Origin of the sequence: Vibrio sp. SS-MA-C1-2 (genome assembly GCF_021513135.1) — a bacterium.
GTDB lineage: Bacteria > Pseudomonadota > Gammaproteobacteria > Enterobacterales > Vibrionaceae.
Map to the genome: position 1 here is coordinate 1,381,534 of NZ_CP090981.1, position 25,551 is coordinate 1,407,084.

General features: G+C 39.0%; 16 protein-coding genes and 2 pseudogenes. 12 read left to right on the forward strand and 6 right to left on the reverse strand.

What is annotated here, in order from left to right; genetic code table 11:
* Position 1: 1 nt before the first annotated feature.
* A complete protein-coding gene (locus L0B53_RS10885; RefSeq protein WP_235062058.1) occupies positions 2-1,318 on the reverse strand; it encodes an acetyl-CoA hydrolase/transferase family protein in 1,317 nt (438 codons plus the stop codon).
* A 285-nt stretch (positions 1,319-1,603) separates the two neighbouring features.
* Here L0B53_RS10885 and L0B53_RS10890 point away from each other — a divergent pair, with 285 nt between their 5' ends.
* A complete protein-coding gene (locus L0B53_RS10890; RefSeq protein WP_235062059.1) occupies positions 1,604-2,614 on the forward strand; it encodes an AraC family transcriptional regulator in 1,011 nt (336 codons plus the stop codon).
* A gap of 142 nt (positions 2,615-2,756) precedes the next feature.
* Positions 2,757-4,784 carry an FAD-dependent oxidoreductase gene (locus L0B53_RS10895; RefSeq protein ID WP_235062060.1) on the forward strand — a complete coding sequence of 676 codons (2,028 nt, stop codon included), beginning with the start codon at positions 2,757-2,759 and terminating at the stop codon, positions 4,782-4,784.
* Positions 4,785-4,996: 212 nt separating this feature from the next.
* Here the strand turns inward: L0B53_RS10895 and L0B53_RS10900 are convergent, their stop codons facing one another.
* Positions 4,997-6,211 (reverse strand): pyridoxal phosphate-dependent aminotransferase, encoded by a 1,215-nt coding sequence (locus L0B53_RS10900; protein WP_235062061.1) that lies wholly within the window; start codon positions 6,209-6,211, stop codon positions 4,997-4,999.
* A 403-nt stretch (positions 6,212-6,614) separates the two neighbouring features.
* Here L0B53_RS10900 and L0B53_RS10905 point away from each other — a divergent pair, with 403 nt between their 5' ends.
* The 9 genes and pseudogenes from L0B53_RS10905 (at position 6,615) to rsgA (ending at position 17,106) form a co-directional block, all read left to right on the forward strand.
* Positions 6,615-7,907, forward strand: coding sequence for an isochorismate synthase MenF (locus tag L0B53_RS10905; protein WP_409202829.1), 1,293 nt, complete (start codon positions 6,615-6,617; stop codon positions 7,905-7,907).
* Between the two features lie 13 nt (positions 7,908-7,920).
* The gene (gene menD, locus L0B53_RS10910) at positions 7,921-9,654 is read left to right on the forward strand and encodes a 2-succinyl-5-enolpyruvyl-6-hydroxy-3-cyclohexene-1-carboxylic-acid synthase (RefSeq protein ID WP_235062062.1); all 1,734 of its coding nucleotides are present in this window, start codon (positions 7,921-7,923) and stop codon (positions 9,652-9,654) included.
* Positions 9,655-9,825: 171 nt separating this feature from the next.
* On the forward strand, positions 9,826-10,620 hold the full coding sequence (gene menH / locus L0B53_RS10915; protein WP_235062063.1) for a 2-succinyl-6-hydroxy-2,4-cyclohexadiene-1-carboxylate synthase: 795 nt from the start codon (positions 9,826-9,828) through the stop codon (positions 10,618-10,620).
* A gap of 36 nt (positions 10,621-10,656) precedes the next feature.
* Complete coding sequence (menC, locus tag L0B53_RS10920) at positions 10,657-11,640, forward strand: o-succinylbenzoate synthase (protein WP_235062064.1); 984 nt, start codon at positions 10,657-10,659, stop codon at positions 11,638-11,640.
* 3 nt (positions 11,641-11,643) lie between these two features.
* Complete coding sequence (menE, locus tag L0B53_RS10925) at positions 11,644-13,029, forward strand: o-succinylbenzoate--CoA ligase (RefSeq protein ID WP_235062065.1); 1,386 nt, start codon at positions 11,644-11,646, stop codon at positions 13,027-13,029.
* 210 nt (positions 13,030-13,239) lie between these two features.
* Positions 13,240-13,626 (forward strand): DUF2750 domain-containing protein, encoded by a 387-nt coding sequence (locus L0B53_RS10930; RefSeq protein ID WP_235062066.1) that lies wholly within the window; start codon positions 13,240-13,242, stop codon positions 13,624-13,626.
* Positions 13,627-13,836: 210 nt separating this feature from the next.
* Positions 13,837-14,784, forward strand: a complete 948-nt coding sequence (nudC, locus tag L0B53_RS10935; protein WP_235062067.1) for an NAD(+) diphosphatase — start codon at positions 13,837-13,839, stop codon at positions 14,782-14,784.
* A 242-nt stretch (positions 14,785-15,026) separates the two neighbouring features.
* Positions 15,027-15,881 (forward strand): TPR end-of-group domain-containing protein, encoded by an 855-nt coding sequence (locus tag L0B53_RS10940; protein WP_235062068.1) that lies wholly within the window; start codon positions 15,027-15,029, stop codon positions 15,879-15,881.
* Positions 15,882-16,051: 170 nt separating this feature from the next.
* Positions 16,052-17,106 (forward strand): annotated as a pseudogene (gene rsgA / locus L0B53_RS10945) (ribosome small subunit-dependent GTPase A).
* Between the two features lie 108 nt (positions 17,107-17,214).
* Here rsgA and yfaE read toward each other — a convergent pair.
* The 4 genes and pseudogenes from yfaE to ubiG all read right to left on the reverse strand — a co-directional run bounded on the left by yfaE (position 17,215) and on the right by ubiG (position 22,115).
* Positions 17,215-17,493: a class I ribonucleotide reductase maintenance protein YfaE gene (gene yfaE, locus L0B53_RS10950; RefSeq protein ID WP_235062069.1), complete on the reverse strand. Its 279-nt coding sequence runs from the start codon at positions 17,491-17,493 to the stop codon at positions 17,215-17,217.
* Positions 17,462-18,594 (reverse strand): annotated as a pseudogene (nrdB, locus tag L0B53_RS10955) (class Ia ribonucleoside-diphosphate reductase subunit beta). Before nrdB ends, yfaE begins: the two are co-directional and overlap by 32 nt.
* A gap of 78 nt (positions 18,595-18,672) precedes the next feature.
* A complete protein-coding gene (gene nrdA / locus L0B53_RS10960; protein ID WP_235062070.1) occupies positions 18,673-20,949 on the reverse strand; it encodes a class 1a ribonucleoside-diphosphate reductase subunit alpha in 2,277 nt (758 codons plus the stop codon).
* Between the two features lie 455 nt (positions 20,950-21,404).
* Positions 21,405-22,115, reverse strand: a complete 711-nt coding sequence (gene ubiG / locus L0B53_RS10965; protein WP_235062071.1) for a bifunctional 2-polyprenyl-6-hydroxyphenol methylase/3-demethylubiquinol 3-O-methyltransferase UbiG — start codon at positions 22,113-22,115, stop codon at positions 21,405-21,407.
* Positions 22,116-22,466: 351 nt separating this feature from the next.
* On the opposite strand from ubiG, the gene gyrA reads away from it, so the two are divergent.
* A complete protein-coding gene (gene gyrA, locus L0B53_RS10970; RefSeq protein ID WP_235062072.1) occupies positions 22,467-25,136 on the forward strand; it encodes a DNA topoisomerase (ATP-hydrolyzing) subunit A in 2,670 nt (889 codons plus the stop codon).
* The last annotated feature ends 415 nt before the right edge of the window (positions 25,137-25,551 follow it).

The following is a 25,551-nucleotide window of genomic DNA, read 5'->3' on the forward strand; positions in this document are numbered from 1 at the left end:
ATTAACAGAGGCCAACAGCGAGAGATTCATCTTTTATTGCTTGACGAAAATCTGGATGAGCGATAGCGGATAGTGCTTCAACGCGTTCAGGAACAGAAAGGCCACGAAGATCAGCACTGCCGTATTCAGTGACAATAACTTGAGTGTCATTACGAGGTGTTGTGATTGGTGTTCCCGATGGAAGTGCGACTTTAATTGTCGACTCGATACCATTTTTACCTTTAAAGGTTGATGATAAAGCGATAATACTAATACCATCTTTAGATAACCCCGCTCCTCGAACAAAGTCGAGTTGTCCACCAGAACCAGATATTTGATGATGCCCTACGCCTTCAGAAGCAACTTGACCTGTTACATCGACCATGACGCAGGTATTTATAGAGATAAAATTATCGTTCTTTCCTATCTCTTGAGCATTCACAACATCAATAACATTGCCGATTTCAATCTCTTTATTGTTATTGACAAAGTCGATTAACTCTTGTGAACCTGCAGTAAATGACGTGACTATTTTATTCGGTAGATGATTTTTCTTACTGTTGTTTACCGCACCTGACTTACACAGATCCATCATTGATTCGGTAAACATTTCAGTGTGGATGCCTAAGTCTTTGTGGTCTTTTAAGGCAAAGCCAATGGCGTTTGATATTGTTCCGATACCAATTTGTATTGTCATTCCATTGTTTACATATGGCAGAACGTTACTTGCGATTTTTTGTTCTAAGTCAGATATTTTTTCTTCAGATCTTGGTGCGGCAATAGGGTGATGTCCTTCTGTTGCCGCAGTAATATCATCAACATGGATTAGGTTGTCCTTTCCATAGAGAAAGGGTTGATGTTTATTGATAACAGCAATGACTGTTTTAGAGTGACGAATTGCTTCATTATTGGCGATTCCACCACATGCTCCCATACTCATATAGCCATGCTCATTAGGGGGTGTCATTTCAATGACGGTGACATTTGGCTTTATGTGATCAAATAGTTCTGCAAATTGAGAGAAATGAAAATTAAGCATTTCAATGTTGCCACTCTTTTGTAGTTTTCTCTCGAGAGGCCCCATAAATAAACTTTTATGTTTAAGACTTGTTTTATATTCTGGTTGTAGAAATTTAAAAGGGTGGGTCAGTAAACCGGTATAAAGTACACACTCTTTTAATTTTGAAGTACGCTTCTCTAATTCAAGCAGAAAGTGAATAGGGGAACTTAATAACCCACCAGCCCAGATAACATCTTCTGATTGAATGAGATCAACAGCTTCAATCATTGGTAGTAATTTGCATTGGAAGTTATCTTGCCAGTTACTTAATGTATTCATATACCTTGCACTCCTATTTATTATTAAGTTTTATAAATCATGGAAGAGTATTCTTTGCCGTCATTTTTTTCGTTATTTTATATTGAGGTATAACGAAAGAGAGGAGGTAGAATAGAAGTAAATCAGACTGTTTTTTGTACATTTCACGCCAAAAATTGTTCAATGTTGGTCAAGACTTCAAACTGCGCTGTCGTTCACACTTATGCATGAATTAAATATTCATAAGAGATGGTAAATATTTTAAAAGTTTGAGTTTTATGATTTTTTTTAATTAAGGAGTTGATAATGAAACTGCTCAATTCTTCTTTTTATATCCATCGGGGTTGGTTAAATATTTTAGAAGTCACGGCAAAACAGTTTGATTTAGATTTTAATGAGTGTATCAACTCATTAAGTGAGGAGAGTAAGTCAGATATAAGGGTGATACGAGAAATACAGAGTAAAATGGTGTTGGAGGCGGAGGATATTTCATTCTCATTCTATGCCGCTAAAAGAGTCACGGCACTGAGTTTAGGGAGCTTCAGTTTGACATTGTGGAGTTCTCCAACACTACTGGCATTATTAGAAAATGCTCAACGATATTGTGTTGCGATAGCTTCTCCAATACGGTTGCATTTAAATTACACCATAAAAGGCAATGTAGAGTTATGGATTAATAATTACGAAAGAAATGAAGAAGATGCAAAAGTGACCCATTATGGTTCTACGTTATATATAGCGACTATCATTCATATTATTCATGAAGTAACGGAATATAAAATGGGTAATCTGGCGGTTAAGATGAATCATTGGCCTTACAATGATGGTTATCAAAATAAAGCTGAAAACCTGATGCAGTGTGAAATCACTTTAGATTCAATGATTTGTAAGGTTTGCATAGATAAGAAATATCTGCATCATCCCCTCAAAAACCACGATCCAGATATCTACCATTACGCACTAGAATTATTGCGTCATCAAGCAGCTGAGATTGAAGAGAACGATACGATATTACAAATTTATAAGCAACTTGATGATAGAAGTCTAACCGAGTATTTTACGATAGAAGACATTTCCAAGTCTTTATCCATGAGTGTTCGAACGTTAAATCGGCGACTAATGGCTTTAAATACCTCATATCGAGATATTTTAGAAAAGTATAAATTAGAAAAAGCGATTTATTACCTGAATTTTAGGAATAAGAGTATCAGTGAGATAAGTTATTTATTAGGCTTCTCTGATGTTAGTGCATTCTCTCGAGCTTTTAAAAAGTGGACAGGGAGTACCCCTAGGCGTCTTATGGATAAAGAGATTTAAAATGTGACTTAAATCTCATCTTAATATCATGGCTGATATAGCCTAAATAATGGCGGTGATTGTACAAAATAGTGATTAGTTAGCTGTTTTAATAGTGCCAGATTCCAATGAGGGAAACCTTAATAAAAATGGAGAAAGTACTATGTTAGATAAGTCACACGGTGTTCTTTTTGAGTCGATGCATATTGGCAAGCTCAAATTGAAAAACCGGTATTCAATGGCGCCAATGGGGACGTTAGGCTGTGTCGATGCCCTTGGTGCTTATAATCAACGAGGAATAGAATATTATGTCGAGCGAGCCAAAGGTGGTGTTGGCTTAATTATTACGGGCGTCAATATGGTAGAAAATGACGTGGAAGCCTTTCCACTCCCTTCATTACCTAGTCCAACCTTGAACCCTTTTTCTTATATCTGTAGCGCTCGAGAGATGACGGAACGTGTGCATGCGCATGACTGTAAGATTTTTGCTCAGTTAACCGCAGGTTGGGGGCGCTCCTGCTTACCTGGTTTTATTAAACCTGAATCAGCCATTGCACCATCAAAAGCCGTTAATCGTTTTGATCCAGCTATTGAGCACCGAGAGTTAACAACAGAAGAGGTTCAACACTATATTACAAAATTTGTTGAGTCTGCAGCGATTGCACAAAAAGCGGGCTTTGATGGTGTTGAAATTCATGCCATTCATGAAGGGTATCTTCTTGACCAATTTGCTCTTGAGTTCTTTAATCAACGAACAGATCAATATGGTGGCAGTTTCGAAAATCGTTACCGTTTTGCTGCAGAAATTGTTCAAGGCATAAAAGCAGTGTGTGGCGAAAACTTTCCAGTTAGCGTTCGTTATTCAGCAAAAAGCCATATGAAGGCTGTGGGTGAAGGTATTTTACCTGGTGAAACCGCAAAAGATGTGGGTCGTAATATTGAAGAGGGGATCAAAGCGGCTAAATATTTACAAGACGTCGGCTTTGACGCCTTAAATGTGGATGCTGGCACCTATGACTCTTGGTACTGGAATCACCCGCCTAATTATTTTTCTCCTGGAATGTATCAACCGCATTGTAAATCGGTGTCAGAGGTTGTAGATATTCCGGTTATTATGGCGGGAAGAATGGAAAATCCGGATTTGGCTGCCAAAGCTGTTAACGATGGAGTAACCGATGGTATTTCAATGGGACGACCATTGCTGGCAGATCCTGATGTCGTTAATAAAATAAGAGCGGGTCGGTTTGATGAAGTTCGTCCTTGCCTTTCTTGTCATCTTGGTTGCTTGGGGCGAATGGTTGAAGTTGGAAATATTTCTTGTGCTGTTAACCCTGTCTGTGGCCGTGAAGAAGAGTATCGTTTAAAGCCAGTTCATAAGATCAAAAAAGTCGTTGTAATCGGTGGCGGTGTCGCTGGAATGGAAGCGGCAAGAATTAGTGCAGAGCGTGGTCATCAGGTGATTTTAATGGAGAAATCATGTGAGTTAGGCGGCAATGTGATTCCTGGTAGTCAAGCACCATTTAAACATGATGATGCAACACTAATTAATTGGTTTAGTGGAGAGTTAAAGCGAAAATCTGTTGATCTACGCTTAAATACTGAAGCGACTGTAGAAAAAATTAACGCCGAAAATCCTGATAGCGTCATTATGGCGACAGGCTCTCGTCCTTCTTTCCCTAATATTCAAGGGATGACATTGCCTAATGTCATGATTGCTGAAGATGCTTTAATGAACATCGATGTGGTTAGCGGTAAAAATATCACAGTCGTTGGTGCGGGTTTAGTCGGGTCTGAAGTCGCTTTATGGCTTGCTCAAAAAGGAAAAAATGTCACTTTAGTTGAAGCCGATGACGATATTATTGGTGGACCTCATGGTACTTGTTTTGCTAATTATCAAATGCTAAAAGAGTTATTAGTTGATGAACAAGTTGACGTAAAAACCTCAACATGGCTAGAGAGCATTACTACAAGTGGTGTTAATGTGTACCCAACTGGTGAGCCTACTCATCTCTCTTTAATTGAAAGTGAACATGTGATTATAGCCATGGGGTATCAATCAGATAGAGATTTTTATGATAACTTCTCCAATCAATTAGAGGCTAATGAAATTTATAATATTGGTGATAGCCAGTCAGCAAGAACCATTATGACGGCCATTTGGGATGGTTATGAGGTTGCTCGTAGCTTATAAATATCCTTAAATCATTAATATTCTCTTCAAGTACAAAAGATATATACCCTTCATACTTGAAGTTGCTAGGTTGTTGGTTACGCTCATTTACTTGCTGCCTACTGGCAACGCCAATTACTTTGGATATAAAGCCCTAAATAGTGAATACTTATCTGGGGCTTTTATTTTTTAATTCGCTTTTTTAGATTATATACAATGCCGGTTCATGATCACTATTGACGATAATTATGCAAGAAACGCTCTAAACGTCCAATGGCTGTCTCTAATAGATCAACTGATGGTAGAGTGACAATGCGGAAATGGTCTGGGGTTTTCCAGTTAAAGCCAGTACCTTGTACTAATAAAACCTTCTCTTGCATTAAGAAGTCGTAAACCATTTTTTGATCATCTTGAATGTTATAGATTTTTTGATCTAACTTCGGGAACAGGTAAAGTGCACCTTTAGGTTTCACACAAGAGACACCGGGGATCTGATTGATCAACTCCCACGCTTTATTTCTCTGCTCTAATAGACGACCACCGGGTAATACCAGATCATTAATTGTTTGATAACCACCTAAGGCTGTTTGGATAGCGTGTTGCATCGGCACATTGGCACAAAGTCGCATCGATGCCAGCATATCTAAACCATCAATGTATGATTTTGCTCGCTGTTTAGGACCTGAGATAAACATCCAGCCTGCTCGAAAACCACAAACACGGTACGATTTTGATAAGCCATTAAAGGTCATTACCAATACATCATCAGCAAGCGTACAAACTGAGGTATGTTGAGCACCGTCATAAAGAATTTTATCGTAAATCTCATCAGCGAAGATAATTAAGTTATGTTGGCGAGCAACTTCAATAATCTCTAGTAGCAAATCTCGACTATAAACGGCACCTGTTGGATTATTTGGGTTGATTAAAACAATCCCTTTGGTATTAGGGGTGATTTTACTTTTGATATCATCAATATCTGGCATCCATCCCGATTGCTCATCACAAACATAGTGCACCGCATTGCCACCAGAGAGTGAAACTGCCGCTGTCCAAAGTGGATAATCCGGGGAGGGAATTAACATCTCATCATTACTATTGAGTAGTGCCTGCATTGCCATGACAATTAACTCAGAAACACCATTACCAATATAGATATCATCCACACTTAAAGAGAAAACGCCCTTTTTTTGATAATGCTGCATAACGGCTTTACGAGCGGAGTAAATCCCTTTTGAATCACAATAACCTTGAGATTCAGGCATATTACGGATCACATCAACTAAAATTTCATCAGGGGCTTCAAAACCAAAGGCGGCAGGGTTACCAATGTTGAGCTTTAGAATTTTATGACCTTCATCTTCAAGGCGTTTTGCCTCTTTTAATACTGGGCCTCTAATGTCATAGCAGACACTGCTGAGCTTTGATGACATCCCTACATTTTGCATAACGGTTATCCTACCTTATATGAATTTCAACACTATACCCTTCTTACTTGAAGTTGCTAGGTTGTTGGCTATATTCATTCGCCCCAATCATAGAGTACACCTATACTCATGGAGCCTCATTCACTTGCCGCCGACTAGCAACGCCAATTACTTTGGGTATAAACTTACACTATATTAACGAATAGATAAAAGCTTGGGCAATTGTCAGTCTATAATTTATATAGCAATCTTAAAATAGTTAATTTTAAGGGTTAATTGACCATATCATTTTTATAAATGAAACAACATCATGTAGAATGCCTTTTTTGTTTCTAATCTTAAATAGAACATCTAATTTAATTTCTATTTCCTTGCTGAGATATTGAAAGTATTAGAAAAATGGCGCAAGTTGAGAGAGGTGATTTTGATAGCGTTATCAAATGCAATTAATGCCATTATTGAAGAATTAAAGCTAGCTGAAGAGCTACCAAGTCGAATTACAGCATCACTTAAAAAGTCTGGTGATGTCGATCCTATCGATTGGTTAGCCGATCAAACCTTATTTCCTAAGTTTTATTGGCAATCTAGAGATGGTGAAGAAGAGACGATTGCTCTTGGGCAGGTTGAAATATTTAATGATATTCGATATGCCGAATTTGTTGTTGATGAAGGTCAGTTTGTTTGGGGGGGATGCTCTTTTGATTGTCAGATGGCGAGTAATCAACACCCTTTAAAATCATTTTTCTGCCTTCCTCGTATTGAATTAAAGCGTCAAAATGATGAGTGGACACTCTCTGTTAACCTTCAACATGATTTACAACGTGTTTTACTAGAGCTCGAACAGTTAAAAACAACATTTGTTCCTCTTGCTGAACTTGAGTGTGACATTATTAACCAACGTTATAGTCCAGACTTCCTTGGTTGGAAAAAGATGGTGGATAAAGCACTTTCTGAGATCGATAAAGGAGAATTTGTTAAAGTTGTTTTGGCAAGAAAAACCACACTGACTCTTGAAAAAGCAATTTCTGCAACACAACTTTTAAAAGCGAGCCGAGAAGCGAATCAAAACAGCTTTCATTTTTTAGTCTCATTTGATCAACATCACGGTTTTATAGGTTCTACTCCTGAGCGCTTATTCCGCAGAGACCAGCGAAAAATTAAAACGGAAGCATTGGCTGGAACAACAGGCCGTGGTGATACGATTGAGGAAGATAACAAACTTGCGGATTGGTTACTTCATGATCAAAAAAACTGTTATGAGAATCGCCTCGTTGTTGAGGATATCTTAAATCGTCTAAGTAATGATTGTGTCAGTGTAACGCCATCAGATGAAACGGAGCTTTATCAACTACGAAAAGTTCAACACCTTAAACGTCCCATTAATGCTGAACTTAATCTGGCGGCAAAAGACAGTGATGTTTTACAAAAACTACAACCCACAGCAGCGATTGCTGGGTTACCAAGAAGTGCAGCCCTGAATTTCATTACTAAAAATGAGCCCTTTTCCCGAGGTTGGTACAGTGGGGCAATTGGGATGATCGGTAAAGAAAATAGTGAATTTTGTGTTGCTATTCGAAGTGCAGTTATCGAAAGTGATGAGCTTCACCTTTTTGCTGGCGCTGGCATTGTTCCTGGTTCAGAAGCTGAGTCCGAGTGGCAAGAGCTGAATAAAAAAACAGCCACCCTCTATAGCTTGTTAAAAAATAATTTAATGTAATTGAGAGTAGAAAATGAGTCGTGCAAGTTTAAATCGATTATGGGCGAAATTAACTTTAGAGGTGCTCGTTCGTCAAGGTGTTAGTGATATCTGTATTGCACCGGGTTCTCGTTCAACACCGTTAACTTTAGAAGCTCAACAGCAACAAAAGTTAACGATCCATACTCATTTTGATGAACGCGGCTTAGGCTTTTTTGCATTAGGTTTAGCGAAGCGCACTCAGCGTCCTGTTGCCATTGTTGTCACATCGGGAACGGCGGTGGCAAATCTTCTCCCTGCGATAGTTGAGTCTGGTTTAACAAGAGAGAAACTGATTGCATTAACGGCGGATAGACCCGTTGAGTTAGTTGGCTGTGGTGCAAATCAAGCAATTCAACAGCAGGGTATTTTTAGTTCCCATGTTACTTCTGATATTTACCTTCCTACGCCAAGTTTAGATATTTCTCCACGCTGGTTATTAACAACTTTAGAACAAGCTTTGTCTGAGCAGCAACAGCAGGGAGGCTCCATTCATATTAACTGTGCCTTTCCTGAGCCACTATATGGTGAAGAAGACGCATTTACTGATTACCTAAAACCGATCCAACATTGGTTAAAAGGGAACGCTAGCTATTGTCATAAAGTGAAACATGCTGTTTGTGATGCACAACCAGAATCTAACTTTTGGCATAAACGTGGAGTGATTATTGTTGGTCAAATCGATGCAGAGGATCAACAGCCGATAATGACGTTAGCGAAGCAGTTGGGTTGGCCTTTATTGGTCGATCCCCAAAGTGGGATCTCTTCCCTTTGGCACTACTCTGATCTTTGGCTACAAAATAACGAGGCTTATGAACAATTAAACAAAGCGGAAGTGGTGCTGCAATTGGGTTGCCGTTTAGTCTCAAAAAGAGCGTTACAGTTTATTGAACATCGTCAAGCCGAGATCGATAGTAGTGCAGATAATCAGCACCAAAACTATTGGTTGATCTCAACACAATCTGGACGCTTAGATCCTCATCATTTAGCGTTAACTCAAGTTGAAAGCTCACCTATTACGTGGATTGAACAGCTTGATTTTCAACAATCAGCGTTGAAAATGAAAAATTCTGGTTGGGCCGATACGCTATTACCGTTTATTGAGCAAGTTGAGCAGATAAATCAGCAACAATTACTCAGTTTTGATAAGTTAACTGAGCTGGTGGTTGCTAAAGTGACACCTAAATTATTGGGTGAAAACTGCACACTGTTTATTGGTAATAGCTTAATTGTGCGTTTATTGGATATGGTCGCTTCCATTGATCTTCCTAAGGTCTACAGCAACCGAGGTGCCTCAGGGATTGATGGTTTAATTGCGACCAGTGCTGGTGTTTCAGCAGGAGATGATGACCCGATTTGTATTATGATTGGAGACACATCGCTACTGTACGATTTAAATTCTCTTGCTTTACTTAGACAGCAGCATAAACCCATTGTCGTGATTGTCACCAATAATGATGGTGGGGCTATTTTTGATCTATTGCCCGTGCCACATGAGCAAAAGCAGTCACTTTATCAAATGCCTCATGGGCTGCAGTTTAAAGATGCCGCTTCGATGTTTGGTCTTGATTATTTACAGCCACAAAATAGCTCGCAGTATCAAAGTATGTTGCAGTCATCATTGTTAGAAAATAAAACGACATTGATTGAGGTTGTGACGCCTGCGGGGGAAGCAAATCAAGAGTTGGCTAAACTGGTTACAGAGATCAAACTGCTGCCAATCTCTTAATCGTGTTTTTTAATCCAATATACCTTACGGTTGGATGTAAATTGATCACTTGATCGACATCTTTTGGTGTCGGTTCATTTGAACGACACTTCTCGCTTCTTTAATTCAACAGAGAGTACTCCATTTTATATTGAGTATTTTCTCTGATTTAGAATTTACTCTGGAGTTATTATGAGCAATCAATCTCAAATAGGCATGTCACTATTCAGTGTAGAGTTTGGTATTTTTAATTCAGAACGCCCAACATTGCTGTTTATTCATGGTTTACTTGGCGATCATCAAGATTGGAAAGCAGTGATTGATTTACTCAGTGATCGTTATCATTGTATCGCTATCGATCTTCCTGGACATGGTGTGAGCCGTGATATTGAAGTAGATAGTTTTGAACAAACCGTTGATTTAATCAATTGTACCATTGATAGTTATTCATTAACGAATGTGGTGGTGATTGGTTACTCATTAGGTGCGCGTATCGCGATGTTTGGGGCGGCTTTTCACCTTTTTTCATTTCCTATTTCACAGTTAATTATTGAAGGTGGAAACTTTGGTTTAGCGACTAAAGCCGAGAGAGATTTACGTTGGAGTAATGATAATGGTTGGGCATTACGCTTCAAAAATGAAGCGATCAACAAAGTGTTAATAGATTGGTATCATCAACCAGTATTTAATTCTTTAGATTTACAACAAAAACAGCAACAAGTAGCGAAACGTACTCATAATAGTGGCGAAAAGATCGCAAAAATGTTGTGTTCTACTTCATTAGCTCGACAACCCGAGCTATTATTACCTCTCAAACAATTAAGATACCTTGTCGATTATATAGTTGGCAATCGGGACACAAAATTTCTAGCATTAGCAGAGCAGTCTCATCTCTCTGTTCGTGTCATTGAAGAGGCTGGACATAATACCCATAGTGAACAACCATCGCTATTTTCTAGCGTTATTCTTCAACTTATTCATCGATAAAATTACGGTTTTCGTAATTGATTAGGAAGACAATTCATGCGCAGTGTTAAGCTATATCAATACTCCTTACCTATGGACAGTGGAGTCATTCTCCGTAATCAGCGCCTTGCAACTCGCGAGGGCTGGATTATTGAGCTTAATGATGGAGATATGCAGGCTTTTGGTGAAGTTGCACCTCTTCCCGAATTTAGTGAAGAGACTTTTGAACAAGCTGGACAGCAGTTACAACAGATTTTAAATCAATGGGTAAATCGTCAGCCAGAATTAACGGATCTTTATCCTTCTGTTGCTTTTGGCTTTAGTATGGCAAAGTTAGAATTGGCTAATGGATTACCCGCGGAAGCGAATTACCGAGTTGCCCCTCTTTGTTCTGGCGATCCTGATGAACTGGTGGAACGACTAAGTGAAATGTCTGGAGATAAAGTTGCAAAAATTAAAGTGGGTATGTATGAAGCGGTTCGTGACGGAATGGTCGCAAATATGTTTCTGGAAGCAATACCTGAACTAAAATTACGTTTAGATGCTAACCGTGGTTGGACGCCATTAAAATCGCAACAGTTTGCAAAGTACGTGAACCCTCAATATCGAGATCGTATCGCTTTCATTGAAGAGCCATGCCATACCCCTGAACAGAGTCTTCATTTTGCAGAAGAGACCGGTATTGCCATTGCATGGGATGAAACGGTTCGTGATGAAGGGTTTATTGTAAAAGCAGATCCTAGAGTCTCAGCTATTGTGATTAAACCAACATTAGTAGGCTCAATCGCATACTGTTTAACTTTGATTGAACAAGCGAAATCACTAGGACTTGACGTTGTGATTAGCTCAAGTTTAGAGTCTAGTCTTGGTTTAACTCAATTAGCGCGTTTTGCTCAATGGCAGCTACCTGAAATGGTTCCTGGATTGGATACTATGCAACTTTTCCAATCACAGCTTGTGACTGCGTGGCCTGATTGCTCTCTGCCAATTACCACACTAGAGCAATTAACGCTCGCTTACCAACAGAATGAAACGGTTTAAGCTATGAAGCATTTCTCTAATTGGCCTTGGCAAGTTTGGGCAGAAAAAACACCTGATGCGATTGGATTGAAATTTGAGGCGCAGACGTACACTTGGCAACAGATCAGTAATAAAGTCGAATGCATGGCGAAAAATTTTGCTGATCAGGGAGTGCAACGTGACGATTTAGTCGCAACGTATTGTCATAATAGTATTGAGCAATATTGGTTATTTTTAGCAACGTTACGTTTGGGTGCACGTTTTATCGCTTTAAACCCAAGATTGACCACCAATGATGTTGAAGGACATATAAAACAACTTAATATTCGTCATTTTTGGCAGCCTGAAGACAATGAGAATATAGGTATATCATTATCGTCATTAACATTATCAGAATGTGAATGTAAGACACATGAACCGATTACGGTTCCTGTTAAATGGCGTTCAAATCGTCCAGCGACGTTTGTTTTGACATCTGGGTCCAGTGGGCGACCAAAAGCCGTTGTTCATAGTATCGATAATCATTTAGCGAGTGCTGAGGGGTTATTACAAAAACTCCCATTTGAAGCGACAGACAGTTGGTTACTTTCATTACCTCTCTTTCATGTGTCAGGATTAGCTATCATTTGGCGCTGCTTATTAAAAGGAGCAACCTTAGTTATTCCAGAAAGCCGCCATTTACAACCAGAAATCAATCAAGTTTCTCACGCCTCATTAGTTCCGACCCAGTTAATTAAGCTGTTAGAGAGTGGTGAAAATAAGACTCAACTCAAACAGGTTCTATTAGGTGGTGCTGCGATCCCTGTCTCATTAACAGATAAGGCTAATAAGCTAGGAATTAGTTGTTGGTCTGGTTATGGAATGACGGAAATGGCATCAACGGTAACTGCAAAACCTGCTGATGGTTTAGATGGCGTTGGACTCGTGTTACCAAATAGAGAACTGATGTTGAAAGAGGGAGAAGTCCTTGTACGCGGTGATTCACTCTGTATGGGATATTATCGTTTAGGAATTATTCTGCCTGTTGTTAATGAACATAGTTGGTTTGAAACCAAAGATCGTGGTGAGATCATTGATGGTCAGCTTCATATTCATGGTCGAATTGATAATATGTTTAAGTCAGGTGGTGAGAAAATCCAGCCTGAAGATATTGAAAAAGTATTACTGAGTCATCCGGAAATATCACAAGCATTTGTTTTTCCAATAAAGAGTGAGCAGTTTGGTCAACGTCCAGTCGCAGTCATAAGTACTCAAAACCATCAATTAACCGAGCAGTTATCGACATGGTTAGAAGGAAAACTTGTTCGTTTTATGCATCCTGACCATTATTATATTTTACCAGAGCGCTTGTTAGCTGGAGGAATTAAGCCCTCTCGTTTTCAGATCAAAGAGTGGCTGAGTAAACAGTGATAATGATAACCAGTTTTAAGTAAGACGGATATTGACACCCAAAGTAATTGGCGTTGTGAATAGGTAGCAAGAAAGTGAGGCTTCATGAGAATAGATGAGGCGAATGGACATAATCAACAACCTAGCAACTTCAAATAAGAAGGGTATACTATTATTCAATTCGCTTGGTATGGCTGAGCGATGAATTTCCCCCTTTATCGAGGATATACAATGTCAGAAATATTATCTCCAGAACAGCTAACGAAAATCCAAAATTATGACTCAGAAAAACGTTTAAGCTACTTTATTAAAGAAGTGGTTACTCATTCTGAAGTTTGGATTTTAACCGATGAGCATGGCTGCGTGATGTTAAATAGTGATGACGAAGATTGCGTACCTGTTTGGCCTTCAGAGCAATTTGCTAGCTTGTGGGCAACCGGTGATTGGAAAGCGTGTGAGCCAAAATCAATCTCTTTAAATAAATGGCATAGTCGTTGGACTGTGGGTTTAGAAGATGATGAGCTTGCAGTCGCAGTGTTCCCGAATCAAAGTGAAGAAGGTGTAGTTATTTCTCCTGATGAACTTGATTTTGAATTAAGAAAGCAAAGTAAGAAATAATCATTTAAATCGATAATTAAAATGGCGATAAATTGCGCTAGACTTATTGTTATATGTTCTTTTTAATCGTCTATACCTAAAATAATTGGAGTTGCTAGTAGCCAATAACCTAGCAACTTCAAGTAAGAAGGGATAAGCTAGTCAATAATCAAGTTAATCAATGCTATAGGCTAGTTATATTAAAGCTGTTTTAATAAAAAGGAGTTAGAATTGTTGAAGTTTACTCAGATGGAGTTAGATAGATGTTTCTCTCAACGCAAAAATAGCGAATGGGTGAATAATAGCCATCGAAATGGGCAATTCTTACTTCTTTTAAAAAATCAGCACTTGGTCAATAGTGACACATTTCAGCCTGTTTTTTTGGGTTGGGAACAAGTTTTAGAATTAGGATTAACAGAGCACCCTCGTTATCTTTTAGGCGCAAACGAAAGTCAAAATATCTTTGCTCTCGATCTAACCGAAAGAGAGACATTATCTTCTTCTATACCGCAACCGTTAGAGACAGAAAAACAGATCTGGGTTGAGCTTCGTCAGATTGCACCAAATCTTGATAACCAAACTGCATCGCTATTAATGCTAGCACGAGGTTTACTCCATTGGCATCGCCACAGTCAGTTTTGTGGTGCATGTGGAGAAGAAACTGAAACCTATGATTTAGGACATTCTCGTCAATGTCTAAATGCTTCTTGTGAATATCAAGTTTTCCCACGTACTGATTCCGCTGTCATCATGGTGGTTAAACGGATTTTTTCTGATGGTATTGAACGTGTTTTATTGGGAAGACAAAGCAGTTGGCCTGAAGGAATGTATTCTTGTTTGGCTGGTTTTGTTGATCAAGGTGAAACATTAGAGCAAACCGTTAAACGTGAAGTGAAAGAAGAGTCAGGTATTGAGATTGGCGCAGTTCATTATATTGCCTCACAGCCTTGGTTATTACCATCAAGCTTAATGTTAGGATTCTTTGCTGAAGCGACAAGTGAAGAGATTCAGGTCGATAAAGATGAACTTGCAGATGCAAAATGGTTTACTCGAGAAGAGGTGAAGACATTTGGTGAAGTCTCTTCGGCCAATGAGCATGACGGAACAGAATGCTATAAACTACCTTCAAAAATATCAATTTCTCGTCTTCTTATCGAAATGTGGCTTGATCAAGCATAATGACCTAACGCTATTCAACTGATTATACTTGCTTAAAAAAGAACGGCTATACCCTTTTTACTTGAAGTTGCTAGGTTGTTGGCGTCGCTCATTCGCCCCAATCATATAGCACATCTATACTCATGGGGCCTCATTCGCTTGGCGCCTACTAGCAACGCCAATTACTTTGGGTATAAACAGTATTTATTCTTTCTATGGCTATAATTAATAGGGTACTTTTTCACCCTATTAATGGAGTCATTATGACAAAAATATATTTACTATTGTTTACGCTTCTCTCTGTCTTTTTGTCATCGATGACCTTTGCTACAGAGGATATCGCCTATTCTCAACAAAGTCTTTATGATAAACCCTTAATGGAACGCTATGTACTTGATGAACTTAAGTCATTACGTACTGATCAGCAAGATCTGGAACGCCGTTTAGTGATTGAAATGACCGACCGTGAACTGGCGGTTGCCGATAAATCGATGAATTATGCTAATGTGACAGTTACCTACTTTTTCTACCTCATTGCTGGTGCTGCTTCATTAATTGCATTAGTGGGTTGGCAATCATTTAAAGAAATAAAGATTAATACTAAAAAGATGGCTGAACAGCAATTAAATGGAATTACCCAGCAATATGAGAAAAAATTCCAAGCATTAGAGCGAGACCTGAAACGAAAAACTCGCATTATCGCTGAAAATAATAAAGAGATAGAGATCATCAATGAGATCCATAATCTGTGGCTTAGAGCACAAAACTCACAAACTGCAGAGCAAAAAATGGAAGTTTATGATGAAATACTGGTTATTCGTCCCGGAGATTTAGAAGCTTTGACCCATAAAGCAGATGCAGCGATGGAGATGCGAGAATTTCACTGGGCCTTAAGTCTCTGTAATCGCGTGTTAGATGTCGATAATAACAATGCTTATGCTTATTATCAGCGTGCTTGTGCTTACTCTTGTTTAGGTTGGGAAGAACAAGCGATAACTGATTTAGAACAGGCGATTCACTTTAGTACATCGTTGAAAGAGTTAGTTGCTGAAGAAGCAGACTTTGAGCAACTTCATGGTAATGAACGCTTTGAAAAGATCTTATCATCAGAGAGTTAGTAAAAAGGGCGCAATTGAAAAATAAAAAGAAGGTTTAAATTTTATGCTTAACACGAAATTAATGAGAAAACAGAAGGATATAGTAATAAACGTTTTTGTTTAAGGAACAACGAATGATTTTATTATTATCACCGGTACAATATACTCAAGTATAGCAATATCGGTACTTTATGGAAAAAACAATGACAACATATAATTTACCTCAACTTGGTTGGCGCCCTTATTTTCAACAACAAGTTGAATGGGACTCTCTATTAATACCCGCTCGAATCATTGCTCATCATCGATCATCGATGGTTCTGATTAATGAGCAAGGTGAGTTTTCAATTCCAATGAGTGAGCTATTGAGTGAAGCAACTGTTGGCGATTGGGTGCTTATTACAGAGCAAGAACAGCCCCAAGCAGAGACACTACTGGAGCGATTCTCGTTATTCAGCCGAAAAGCCGCTGGAAGTAAAGTGGCAGAGCAGAGGATTGCTGCCAATATTGATACGGTATTTATCGTTTGCTCAATGAATGATGATTTTAACTTGAGCCGTATTGAGCGCTATTTAGCATTAGCCAATGAAGCCGAAGTTGAGCCCGTCGTGGTATTAACAAAAGCGGATTGTGTCGATGATCCCTACGCGTTTATCGATCAGGTACGTAGTATTGATTCAATGTTGATGGTTGAAGCGGTTAACGGTTTAGACTCTGACTCTATTCAGCCTTTAGAAAGTTGGTGTGGTAAAGGGAAAACTATCGCATTTCTCGGTTCTTCTGGCGTCGGCAAGTCAACCTTGATTAATACCTTGTTGGGGGGGGAACTCAGCTAACTGGTGCGATTCGTGAAGATGATAGTAAAGGTAAGCATACCACGACTTCTCGTTCACTGCATTGGACTGAGTCTGGGGCTATTTTGGTCGATACTCCGGGAATGCGTGAGTTACAACTTGCTGATTGTGAGCAAGGAGTAGAACAGACTTTTTCTGATATTGTTGAATTAATTCAGCAGTGTCGCTTTAATGATTGTCATCATGGTAATGAACCGGGATGTGCCGTGGTGTCAGCCTTAGAGAGTGGTGAGCTTGATCCGCGTCGTTTTAATAACTATTTAAAATTACAGCGTGAGCAAGAGATCAACAGTGCATCGATCGCAGAAAAGCGAGCAAAAGGGAAAGCGTTAAGCAAAATGTACAGTAGTGTGCAATCCGCTGGACGAGCAATGAAACAAGGACGAAGTTAAGTTATGATAATTAAACTTACTTAATATTAAATCTTTAGTTTAAAGATAAAAAAGGCCACCTAATCGGTGGCCTTTTTTATACAAACAATATGAGAATAATACAATGTATTAGATTTCAATGACAATATCGCAAGAAGGAATCGTACTACAAGCAAGAAACTCTCCTTTTTTGAGAAAGGCGATAGGTTCATTAATGTATTTAACCTCACCTTTAATCAGTTTACAGCGACAAGCACCGCAAAAACCTTCTCGACACTGGGACTCAATCTGAACCTGATTTACCTCTAACACTTCAAGAATGGTTTTATTACCTGAAGTATTAAAGTTCGAACCCTTCACATTAATCACTGGCATCTTAAAGTTCAAAATCACCGAAGTCTTCAGCATCGACTTCATTGTCAATTTGACCGACTAAATAAGAGCTGATTTCAACTTCTTGGGGTGCAACTTGAACATTATCAGAAGAGAGCCAAGTATTAATCCAAGGAATTGGGTTATTAGTGACACCTTCATATGCGGGTACAAGTCCGACAGCTTGCATACGTAAGTTAGTAATGTACTCAACGTACTGACGTAAAATATCTTTATTCAGCCCAATCATTGAGCCATCTTTAAAGAGATACTCTGCCCACTCTTTCTCTTGCTCGGCCGCTTGTTTAAATATCGCGTAACTTTGCTGTTCACACTCTTTCGCAATTTCAGCCATTTCTGGATCATCTTCACCACTACCCATAATATTGAGCATATGCTGGGTGCTGGTTAAGTGAAGGGCCTCATCACGAGCGATAAGTTTGATGATCTTGGCGTTACCTTCCATTAATTCGCGTTCAGCAAAGGCAAATGAACAGGCAAAGCTAACGTAGAAACGGATCGCTTCTAAGGCATTCACTGACATGATGCAGAGGTAGAGCTTTTTCTTAAGTTCTCGCTCACTGATTTTAACTGTTACACCATTAATTTGATGAGTTCCAGCGCCAAACTGATGAAATAGGCGAGTGCCTTCAATGAGATCATCGTAGTAATAAGCGATATCGGTCGCACGTTTAATAATATGCTCATTGGCAACAATATCGTCAAAGATCGTTGCAGGTTCATTGATAATATTACGAATAATATGGGTATATGAACGTGAATGGATCGTTTCAGAGAAAGACCAAGTTTCGATCCACGTTTCAAGCTCAGGCAGTGAAACTAAAGGTAGAAGCGCGACATTCGGGCTACGTCCTTGAATTGAATCGAGTAAGGTTTGGTATTTTAGATTACTGATAAAAATGTGCTTTTCATGCTCAGGTAGCGCATGGTAATCAATACGATCTTGAGAAACATCGACCTCTTCTGGACGCCAAAAAAACTCAGTTGTTTTTCAATCAAGCGTTCAAATATTGGGTGCTTTTGTTGATCATAGCGGGCAACGTTTACAGATTGGCCAAAAAACATTGGTTCTTGTAGTTGGTCATTATTCTTTTGACAGAAAGTACTGTAAGTCATTATTTCCTCCAGTTATCCATGGAAAAGGAAGTGAACACTTCCTTTTCCAAAATTTAAATCGTTCTGTTTGACGCAAGATTAGATCTTACATGCGCCGCCTGCACAATCATCTTCTGCTTCAATATCGTTTTGGCTATCATCTGCGCCATCACGAGTATTATGATAATAAAGAGTTTTAACCCCTAATTTATAGGCTGTTAAGAGATCCTTAAGGAGCAGTTTCATTGGCACTTTGCCATTAGCTTGGATACTTGGGTCATAAGCCGTATTAGCCGATATCGATTGATCGACAAATTTCTGCATAATTCCGACTAACTGAAGGTAACCATCATTACCACCTTGGTTCCAAAGTAGCTGGTAATTACTTTTATATTTCGCGAAATCAGGAACAACTTGCTTTAAAATTCCATCTTTCGACGCTTTGATTGAGACGAAACCACGTGGTGGCTCAATACCGTTCGTTGCATTTGAAATCTGTGATGAGGTCTCAGATGGCATTAACGCGGTTAATGTTGAGTTACGTAATCCGTATTTTTGAATCTCACTGCGTAGGCTTTCCCAATCATAATAAAGCTCGGCACTACAGATTTTATCGATATCTTTTTTATAAGTATCAATCGGTAAAATGCCTTGAGCATAAGTTGTTTCATCAAATGATGGACACTTACCTTGTTCTTTTGCCAATTTCATCGATGCCTTCAATAAGTAATATTGAATGGCTTCAAAGGTTTGGTGTGTCAAATTATTAGCACTGCCATCTGAATAGCGAACACCATGCTTAGCAAGATAGTAGGCATAGTTGATAACACCGACACCTAAAGTACGACGCTCCATCGTTGCTCTGCGTGCGGCAGGCAGTGGATAATCTTGATAATCCAGTAATGCATCTAATGCACGAACCGTTAAGTCTGATAACTCTTCTAATTCGTCAAGATCTTTAATTGCCCCTAAGTTGAATGCAGATAGGGTACAAAGTGCAATCTCACCATCAGGATCATCAACATTGGTTAATGGTTTGGTTGGTAGCGCAATCTCCATGCAGAGGTTAGATTGACGAATAGGTGCAACTTCAGCATTAAATGGGCTATGGGTATTACAGTGGTCGACATTTTGAATATAAATTCGACCCGTTGATGCACGTTCTTGCATCATCAATGAGAATAGTTCAATCGCTTTTACTGTCGTTTTCTCAATAGATGAATCTTGTTCATATTGAAGATAAAGCTGTTCAAATTTATCTTGGTCAGCAAAAAAGGCATCATAAAGACCCGGAACATCAGACGGTGAAAATAGCGAAATATTGCCACCTTTGATTAAGCGAGTATAAAGCAATTTGTTGATCTGGACGCCGTAATCCATATGACGAACACGGTTCTCTTCAATACCACGGTTATTCTTTAACACTAACAGTGATTCAACTTCACGGTGCCATAGTGGATAGAATAGAGTCGCTGCACCACCACGAACACCACCTTGAGAACAACATTTCACTGCTGTCTGGAAGTATTTATAGAATGGAATACATCCGGTATGGAAAGCTTCGCCATTACGAATTTGACTGCCTAGCGCACGAATACGCCCTGCATTAATCCCGATACCTGCACGTTGAGAAACATAACGAACAATTGAACTTGCTGTTGCATTGATTGAGTCAAGGCTATCGTCACACTCAATAAGAACACAAGAGCTAAACTGACGAGTCGGGGTACGAACACCGGCCATAATTGGGGTTGGCAATGAGATCTTAAATAGCGAGGCCGCATCATAGAAACGACGAATATATCCCATTCTTGTTTCTGTTGGATATTTAGAAAAAAGTGCAGCAGCGACTAATATATATAAGAACTGAGCACTCTCATAAATTTCACCTGAAACGCGATTTTGAACTAAATATTTACCTTCTAACTGTTTAACTGCAGCATAAGAGAAGTTCATATCTCTTGAGTGGTCAAGGATCGCATCCATTTCAGCAAACTCTTGCTCACTAAAATCTTCAAGTAAATGAGCGTCATATTTACCTTTAGCAACCAGATCGGAAACATGTTGATAAAGTGCTGGTGGCTCAAATTGGCCATAAGCTTTTTTACGAAGATGAAAAACAGCTAAGCGAGCAGCAAGGTATTGATAGTCTGGAGACTGTTCTGAAATCAGATCTGCGGCTGATTTGATAATAGTCTCATGGATATCTTCAGTTTTGATACCTTGATAGAATTGGATATGAGATTTAAGTTCGACTTGTGATACCGAGACATTTTCTAGTCCTTCAGCTGCCCAAGTGATTACACGATGAATTTTTTCTAAGTCGATACTTTCTTGACGACCATTACGCTTAGTAACTAACAGTTGTTGGTTCATTTTTATAAATTCCTAAAAGAGCGTGGCGATTCTTGCAGACATCAAAAATACAATAAATAGTGACTCAAAATCCATATTGACACTATATGTAGTAACTATTTCTAATCTGCGAGATAAAAGATAGATCTTTATTCTAAGTAATGCAAGGGCGTCATATTGATGGATTTAGCATTTTTTTTACTTTTCTTGCTATAAGTTAGTATTTGCTAACTTCTCTCGCTAAGGGGGAATTAACTTAGATAAATAAGGATAAAAAGAGGATTGATTGAAAAGAAATAAAAATTAAATTTCTTGCTTTTTGGTGAATATCTAGAAACTGAATGAGAAGAGAACAAGTTGATTATTGTTAGCGCAATTGTTTGTAAATTATACAGTTGATAGAGTAATCACTCTGAAGGTTAATTGCTCGCCTTCAGAGCCTATGCAACTTATCTTTTTGTGTCGGGTTGTAATCGTTACTGTTTTAATGTGGTATGAACAATGTAGTTGACCTTAACACTTTTACCTAATGAGTAATGGTCGGTCAGTGGATTGTATTGCAGCCCAGTAATCCCTTGTTCTTTTAACTCTGTTTGGTCAATCATCCGCATTAACTCTGATGGACGGATAAACTTTTGATGATCATGTGTCCCTTGTGGAACAATCTTCAATAACTGCTCAGCACCAACAATCGCAAATAAGTAAGATTGGATATTTCGATTTAACGTTGAGAAGAAGACTTGACCACCAGGTTTCACTAATTTAGCACACGATTTTATGATAGAGAGAGGGTCTGGAACATGCTCTAACATCTCCATACAGGTGATAACATCATATCGTTGAGGAAACTGCTCTGCATGCTCTTCGATAGTTTTTTGGATATATTCAAGCTTTAATGGTGTTTGGCTTTCCAATGCATGAAGTCGGGCAACATTCAATGGTTCTGCGCCCATATCAAGCCCTGTTACATCGGCACCTTCTTTTGCCATACTTTCTGCAAGAATTCCGCCGCCACAGCCCACATCGAGCACTTTTTTACCAAAAATACCTTGGCTACAATCGATGACATAATTTAGGCGAAGCGGATTGATTTGATGAAGCGGCTTAAACTCGCCATCTAAATCCCACCAGCGGGACGCCATATCTTCAAATTTTTTTATTTCAGCAGGATCTACATTTTGAGTCATAATTTTTACTATTGATAATAAGATTTTTTCACAGTATATATAAAAAGCAGCAATCTAAAAAGAGAGATGAGATAGAAACAATAAAGTAGAAAAATTGAGTTATTTCAGATTTTAGCTGCTGTTTAAAAAGCAAGCAAAATTGACTATTTTAGAGCAAAACTAGTTATATTTTGCATCTTGAAGTAAAGTTAAAAGAGAATTAATCTAATAAATTGACTATTTGAATATAGAATCCCGAAATAACCGATGTTTGTTACGTAAAGGTATACGCTCAACGGTTGATTTGTGGTATATTCTGGCTCCTTGCACGTATAAAAATACGACAAAAATCAGCTGAGGGAATTTGGCTCTATGAGCGATATTGCACAACAGATTACGCCCGTCAACATTGAAGAAGAATTAAGAGGTTCCTACCTAGACTATGCGATGTCCGTTATCGTTGGTCGTGCTCTTCCAGATGTGCGTGATGGTTTAAAACCGGTTCATCGCCGCGTACTATTCGCTATGAATGTATTAGGTAATGATTGGAACAAAGCCTACAAAAAATCAGCCCGTGTGGTTGGTGACGTTATTGGTAAGTATCACCCCCATGGTGACACTGCTGTTTATGACACTATTGTCCGTATGGCGCAGCCGTTTTCATTGCGTTATATGCTTGTTGATGGCCAAGGTAACTTTGGTTCTATCGATGGTGACTCTGCCGCAGCAATGCGTTATACCGAAGTCAGAATGTCTAAAATTGCCCATGAATTACTGGCAGACCTTGATAAAGGCACAGTAAATTATGTACCAAACTATGATGGTACAGAGCAAATTCCAGAAGTTCTGCCGACTAAAGTACCTAACTTATTAGTCAATGGTTCTTCAGGTATCGCTGTTGGTATGGCAACTAACATCCCACCGCATAACCTAGGTGAAGTGATTGATGGTTGTTTAGCGTATATCGACAATGAAGATATTACTATTGATCAATTGATCGAGTATATTCCAGGTCCTGATTTCCCAACAGCAGCTCAAATCAACGGCCGTAAAGGGATTGTTGATGCTTATAAGACTGGTCGTGGTAAAGTCTATATGCGTGCGAAAGCCGATATAGAAGAGGCAAAAAATGGTCGTGAAACCATTATTGTTTCTGAGTTACCATACCAAGTTAATAAAGCTCGCTTGATTGAAAAAATTGCCGATCTAGTGAAAGATCGCAAAGTTGAAGGCATTTCAGCGCTACGTGATGAATCTGATAAAGATGGCATGCGTATTGTTATCGAATGTAAACGTGATGCTGTGGGTGAAGTAGTTTTAAATAACTTATATAGTCAGACTCAGCTTCAAACGACATTCGGTGTCAATATGGTTGCCCTAGATAATGGTCAGCCTAAACTCTTCAACTTAAAAGAGATCCTTAAGTGCTTTGTGAACCACCGCCGTGAAGTGGTAACACGTCGTACTATCTTTGAATTGAAGAAAGCCCGTGACCGTGCTCATATCTTAGAAGGTTTAGCTATTTCATTAGCGAACATTGATGAGATTATTGAACTTATTCGTAACGCACCAACGCCAGCGGTTGCTCGTACTGAACTACAATCTCGCGGTTGGAAGTTGGGTAGCGTTGCTGCAATGCTTGAAAGTTCAGGTACTGATACGGCTCGCCCTGATTGGTTAGCTCCCGAGTTTGGTATTCGCGAAGGTGAGTACTACTTAACGGAACAACAAGCACAAGCAATCCTAGATCTTCGTCTACAGAAGTTAACTGGGCTTGAGCATGAGAAAATTCTTGATGAGTACAAAGGTCTTTTAGACGTTATTAAAGAACTACTTTATATCCTAGGTAGTGCTGAACGTCTAATGGAAGTAATTTGTGAAGAGTTAGAAGCGGTGAAAGAGCAATTTAACGATTCGCGTCGTACTGAAATTACTGCTGCAACTCATGATATTGATCTTGAAGATCTGATCAACCAAGAAGACGTGGTTGTCACGCTTTCTCATGAAGGCTATGTTAAGTATCAGTTACTTAGCGACTATGATGCTCAGCGTCGTGGTGGTAAAGGTAAAGCTGCTACTCGCATGAAAGATGAAGACTTCATCGATAAACTTCTGGTTGCCAATACTCACGATACGATTCTCTGCTTCTCAAGCCGTGGACGTATGTATTGGATGAAGGTGTATCAATTACCATTAGCAAGTCGAACTGCACGCGGTAAGCCAATTGTTAATCTACTTCCTCTTGAAGAAAATGAGCGTATTACCGCAATTCTTCCGGTTAAAGAGTATGAAGAAGATAAGTTCGTCTTTATGGCAACCGCTCACGGTACCGTGAAGAAGACGCCATTAACTGCATTTAGTAACCAGCGTAGTGCCGGTATTATTGCGGTTAACTTACGTGATGATGATGAGCTGATTGGTGTTGATATTACCAATGGTGAAAACGATATCATGCTGTTCTCTGAAGCTGGTAAAGTGGTGCGTTTTGCTGAATCGCATGTTCGTGGAATGGGACGTACAGCAGCAGGTGTTCGTGGTATGAAGCTTAATGAGACCGATAGCGTTGTCTCTTTAATCATTCCAAACAGTGAAGGCGATATTCTAACTGTTACAGAGAATGGTTATGGTAAGCGTACCGTGTTAAGCGAATATCCAGAGAAAGGGCGTGCAACTCAAGGTGTTGTCTCTATTAAGGTAAGTGAGCGTAATGGTCGTGTTGTTGGCGCAATCCAAGCTGACGAAGGCGATGAGTTCATGATGATTACTAATGGTGGCACACTTGTTCGTACTCGTGTTTCTGAAGTGAGTCAAGTTGGACGTAACACTCAAGGTGTGACGCTAATTCGAACCACTAAAGATGAGCTGGTTGTTGGTTTACAACGTATCGATGAGCCTGATGAAGTGATTTTATCAGAAGATCAATCTGAAGAGCTCTCTGAAGAAAACTCGGTAGCTGTATCACAAGAACCAAGTTCACAAGAGAACGATGAACAAGCTTCAGACGATGAGTCTAAAGATCAGCCAAGTTCAGACAGTGAGTAATATCACGTTGTAACTGAAAAATAAAAATACGTAACGAATAAAGGCTTACCTAGAAATAGGTGAGCCTTTTTTTATGCCCGTCATTCGCTGTATTTACGTCATTTATACTCTTCATATTGAAGTTGTTAGGTTGTTGGTTGCACTCGTTCGCCCTAATCATACATCTATACTCATGGGGCCTCACTCATTTTCCGCCTACTAGCAACTCCAATTATTTTAGGTATATAGTGTTTAATTATGTGTATTTTTTATATCTAAAATGAGCGATAACCTACAAAAATAGACAGCGAATGCATGAATTAAAGTTCTTATTCTCTTTTTTGAGATATTGGTCATAGCATTACTTGTAATATAAATGATAACGTTTACATTAATAGATGAGGTTATGTAAATGAAGATGATCTTATTAAGTGAA